Source organism: Polynucleobacter sp. 35-46-11, from assembly GCF_002281105.1.
In genome coordinates this window covers 1-4936 of sequence record NZ_NCFJ01000158.1, presented here as the reverse complement: position 1 = coordinate 4936, position 4936 = coordinate 1, and the positions used below count along the sequence as shown (strand labels likewise).

The following is a 4936-nucleotide window of genomic DNA, read 5'->3' as shown; positions in this document are numbered from 1 at the left end:
AAGCAAAAAGGCTTCAAAGACATAATCGCCTTAGAAGCCTTCTACTTGTTTGGTTGCGGGGGCAGGATTTGAACCTACGACCTTCGGGTTATGAGCCCGTATATATTAGGGTTTACCTGTATTACTCTATGTTCCCATGTGAGAAATAAAAATCATATAAAACAATAAGTTAACGATTTTTGTAAATTATCTGTGTTGATTTATGTTTCCTTATTTTGCTATTATTTGTCTACTATATGTCTACGGATTTTATATGATAACTAATAAAGTGAATTTCACGGCTGGGCGGGTAGATAGCTTTGAATGCGAAAAAGGCAAGCAGCAAAGCTTTTATTGGGATGCGAAAACTCCCTCGTTGGGGATTAGGGTCACCGCAACGGGCAAAAAGACCTATATCTTTGAATCACGGGTTGGGGGATCCTCATCCCCTATACGCTTGAAAATAGGGGATACGCGCACTTACACAATTGGCGCTGCACAAAAAGAAGCTAACCGCCTCAAAGCATTAACTGATCAAGGTATAGATCCTAGAGAACTTGCTAAAGCCAAGGAAGAGCAAGCGCAGGCAAAGAGGTCTGAAGCAAAGAGTAAAGAACTTTTGGTTGGTGAAGCTTGGAATGAGTATCTTAAGTATCAAAAGGACAAGATGACGCGCCCTCATATAGAGCGCGGCAAGAAGTGGGGTGCGAGGCATCTAAAAGACCATGAAAATTTATCTCAAGCAGGCGGCGAACAAAGAATGCGTAGCAAAGAAAAAACTAAGCCCGGTGTTTTGTACCCGCTGATGTCTATGCGTATGGCCAATATTAGTGCTGATGTTTTGAGAAATTGGCAAAAGATAGAGGCTGCTACGAGAGCGAATAATGCTCGGCAGGGATTTGAAATGTTTAGGGCATTTTGGCGTTGGTGCGCGATTCGGCCAGAATATTCAAAAATCATTGATGTAAATGCGGTTGAGGGTAAAGAGTTGCGAGATGAGGTGCCCAGCCGCAAAAGCAAGCGCTTTGATGTGCTCCAGCGTGCACAGCTAAAGCCATGGTTTAAGGCTGTTAATTCCCTAAGGAGCTTAGTCGCAAAGGCCTATCTTCAGTCGGTAATCTTAACGGGCGCGAGGCGCGAGGAAATGGCGAATCTAAAATGGGTTGATGTTGATTTTCAATGGAATGTTTTATGGCTCAAAGACAAGGTGGAGGAGCAGGGTAGAAAAATTCCACTTACTCCATACCTTAAGAGTCTAATTGAGGGTTTGCCAAGGCGTAATGAGTGGGTATTTAGCAGTCCATTGTCCAGAGATGGAAGGTATGCTGACCCTAGCGTGTCTCACCACAGGGCGCTAGAGCTTGCTGAGCTCCCTCCGGTCACCATACATGGCTTACGCAGAACTTTCGCCTCATTGGCGGAGTGGGTAGAAATGCCGGTGGGCGTTGTTGCTGAAATAAAAGGTCATAAGCCAAGCGCAACGGCTGAGAAGCACTATATTTCTCGCCCAATTGAATTATTGGCAATTTGGCACACAAAGTACGAGGCTTGGATATTGGAGCAGGCAGGGGTTGAATTCAGGCCCCAAGAGGATGTACAAGCTCTTAGGCTGGTTGGTGGTTCTGTAATATAAGCTGTAAACAACTTAATTAATTGCATAACTGCATTAGGGGTGGGATGTGGTCGAGAAGTTAAAACATAAAAAATCTAAATCAAAACTGGCAATTGCTCGCCACAGTAAAGCAATAAATGAAGGCGTCGCCAATGAGGGCGCAAAGGTGCCCAAAGCTGTCAATAAAAATGATGTTGTGTTGAATGTATCAATCATTCGGGATAAGTTAGACAGCGCTTTAGAGGAAGCAGTCGAGCTATATACAAACTCAGCCAATAGGCTGGAGATAGAGGTTGATGTAGATAAATGTAAGTCAAGCCGCAGCGATTTGAATAATTGGGCGATTTTGAAAAAAGCCTATGACAAGCCTAAAAATCGTCAATTAATTGGAGCTTATGTATCTGCACGTGAGGCGTTACATGATCTCAGCAATAGGGTCGAGAAGGCTAAAACTCTAGGTGGAAGTATGACTCAGGTTGATATATTGCATTTGCTGGACTCATTTCGATTGCTTGGTGTAGCCAGTTATTGCATCCTTGATGAGCATCTTCAAAAGGATTTTGCAGAGGTAGGAGGGGAGAATTTAAAAAAAGCAAGAAAAGCGCGTCATGAGCCAGGAAATAAAATGCGCAATGAGGCGAATAGATTGTTTGAATCCGGCAATTTCAAGAGTAAAAACCAAGCAAAGTACGCGTTAAAGGGGCCGCTATTAGATTTTGCAAGCAGGGATGATGTTGGGTTTGTGTTTAAAGGCAACAACATAGAAGACACTATTTATGAGTGGCTGATATACCCAGAGGGAAAGCCAGCCCGGAAAAAAGTAGCTAAATAAATTTTTTAAAGAGGTTGCGAAAAACATACAGTGTCTCTATAGAGGCACTCATGCTCTCAATAGAGAGCATCTATCCAAGAGTGGCCTTGATGCATAAATTGACTATGTACCGAAATCTATCGGGATATAAAAGGGTCAAAAGTTATGCAAATACCAGAGCTAGCAACAACAGAAGCATTTGCGCAATCAGCCAAATGTTCAACAAAAACCATCCGAAAGAATTACTGCCTAACAGGTCATTGCTACGGCATACGCCCTGTAAAAGTCGGCGGCCGACTATTGTGGCCGGTCTCTGACATTGCCAGGCTTCTGAGTGGTGAGTTGGGGGTGTCATATGACCAAGCTAGCCCTATGGCCGGGGGGTCTCATGAGCTTTGATAGATCTCGTTTGCCTGACCCTCAGAGCTATTACGAAAATCAGGGTCTAAAGCTTTCAAAAGGTAAGAAATGGGCTACCACATCCTGTGCATTTCATGGTGGAAGCGATTCGATGCGGATTAATTTAATTAGTGGCGCCTTCTCTTGCATGGCGGGTTGTGGCGCAAAAGGGGGTGATGTAATGAGTTACCACCGTGCAATAAATGCTTGGGATTTTGTAACCGCTTGTAAGGATTTAGGGTGTTGGATTGAAGATGGGAAAGTATCATCTAAGCCTCCTAGACCGACCCCATTATCACCAAGAGATGCGCTGACTTTAATTGGGTATGAATCCCTTCTGGTGGCTGGTTTTGCCTCTAGTATGGGGCACAATTATCGGCTGACTCAAAGTGATCAAAAGCGTTTGCTTGAGGCTTGTGGCCGTATTCAGATGATTGAGGGGTTCTATTTATGAATAACCTCGAAAGCATGAAAAATATTCAGCGACTGCAGGCAAAAGTGGATGAATTTGTTTCCGATCAATCATTACCTGATTTAATTGATCCACCTTCTATGACTGATGGCTTGTATAACCCTCGAGATCCTGCTGAGTATGGAAAGGGTCAAGTGAATGGTAAAAAGACGGGCACTGCACCTACTCAGAAAGCTAAGTCAAAAATAGAGGTACAACTCATGAAGGGCTCAAATGTCGAAATGCGACCCATCACTTGGTTGATAGACCAGTGGCTACCAATGGGAAAGTTAACACTTTTGGCTGGGGCTGGGGGTACTGGGAAGACCACGTTAGCACTTGGTATTGCAGCTGCTATTACGAGCGGTGGAACCTTCCCTAGTGGCCAAAAATATTTGGGTAGATCCAACGTATTGATCTGGTCAAGTGAAGATGATCCTGAAGATATTTTGATGCCAAGATTGGCGGCTATGGGTGCGGATTTAGAGAGAATATACATTCTCAAATCCGTACGAGAAGATGGTGATGATCGCACTTTTAATGCAGCAACAGATTTAGATAGTCTCAAGACTGTGGTTGATTCTATTGGCGGTGTCGTCTTAATCTTGCTTGACCCGATTATCGGATTGGTAAAGGGAAACTCAGATAAAGCTAATGATGTGAGAGAGGGGCTTGACCCATTGGTGGAGTTTTCACAAAACCAGCGATGCGCCATTATTGGCATCTCCCATTTCAGTAAAGGTGGACAAGGAAAGGATCCTGCTGAGCGAGTGTTAGGTTCCCAAGCATTTACTGCATTGCCTAGGATGGTATGGGGCACCATCATCGATAAAGATACTGGAGATCGAGTGTTAGTAAGGCTTAAAACAAACTTAAGCGCAAGGGATGGAGGCTTTTTATATTCGGTTGAGCAGACTCAGTACAACGGAATCGACACTTCAATTGTGACCTGGAAAGGACCAATTGAAGGAAGTTCCCATCAAATTATTAGTAATGCCGAGGCAGTTGATTTTGATGGAGAAAATGGTTCTGAGTTGGGGGATTGTGCTCAGTGGCTCAAATCATATTTAGAGGATGTGGGTGGTAGCCAAGAGAAAAAGGTTATCGCTGATCTTGCTAGGGCGAACGGATATGGAAACTCATCTCTTTATAGGGCAAAAGATGCGCTGAAATTAGTAGCAAAAGTAGAGGGCTTTGCCAGCTCAAGGCGCAGTATTTGGATGTTATCGATCAATAGTAAAAACTCCAATATTCCCAATAATTCTCATAATTCCCGTGCTTTGAACCACTGGGATTCTGGGAATTATGGCCAGACAGGTGGGAATTTAACTTGCAAGGCTGATGCAGATCATTTTGATTGGGGTATTGTTTTATGAATTCCTTTAATGCCGGTTTGGATGATCAAAACAGGCCTGAAGATCGCCCTCAGAGCCAATTGGGACATGGCGAAGCCTCGACCCCTACCCCCGTCAATAGCATGAGCAAAATCAGGCTCAATGATGCCGAAACGATCCGGATGGAGATGGCAAGACTTTACAAGGACATGAGGCTAGGGCGCATCGATACGCAAGATGGCACGCGTTTGGCCTATGTCTTAGACATGGTGCGCAAAGCCCATGAGACTTGTGAGTTACAGCGTCGGGTAGAAATTATTGATCAGGTAAATAAAATCAGGAAACTCAAA

Annotated in this window: 5 protein-coding genes; all 5 read left to right on the top strand. The window is 44.0% G+C overall.

Annotated features, from left to right (window positions below; translation table 11 throughout):
- Positions 1-253 precede the first annotated feature (253 nt).
- Positions 254-1612, top strand: coding sequence for an integrase family protein (locus tag B7Y67_RS10735; RefSeq protein WP_293598638.1), 1359 nt, complete (start codon positions 254-256; stop codon positions 1610-1612).
- A gap of 46 nt (positions 1613-1658) precedes the next feature.
- On the top strand, positions 1659-2423 hold the full coding sequence (locus B7Y67_RS10730; protein ID WP_293598637.1) for a hypothetical protein: 765 nt from the start codon (positions 1659-1661) through the stop codon (positions 2421-2423).
- Positions 2424-2790: 367 nt separating this feature from the next.
- Positions 2791-3255: a hypothetical protein gene (locus B7Y67_RS10725; protein WP_293598636.1), complete on the top strand. Its 465-nt coding sequence runs from the start codon at positions 2791-2793 to the stop codon at positions 3253-3255.
- The gene (locus B7Y67_RS10720) at positions 3252-4628 is read left to right on the top strand and encodes an AAA family ATPase (protein ID WP_293598635.1); all 1377 of its coding nucleotides are present in this window, start codon (positions 3252-3254) and stop codon (positions 4626-4628) included. Before B7Y67_RS10725 ends, B7Y67_RS10720 begins: the two co-directional genes overlap by 4 nt.
- Positions 4625-4936: hypothetical protein (locus B7Y67_RS10715; RefSeq protein WP_293598634.1), on the top strand; the 312-nt coding region annotated here is incomplete at its 3' end. The genes B7Y67_RS10720 and B7Y67_RS10715, both read left to right, overlap by 4 nt.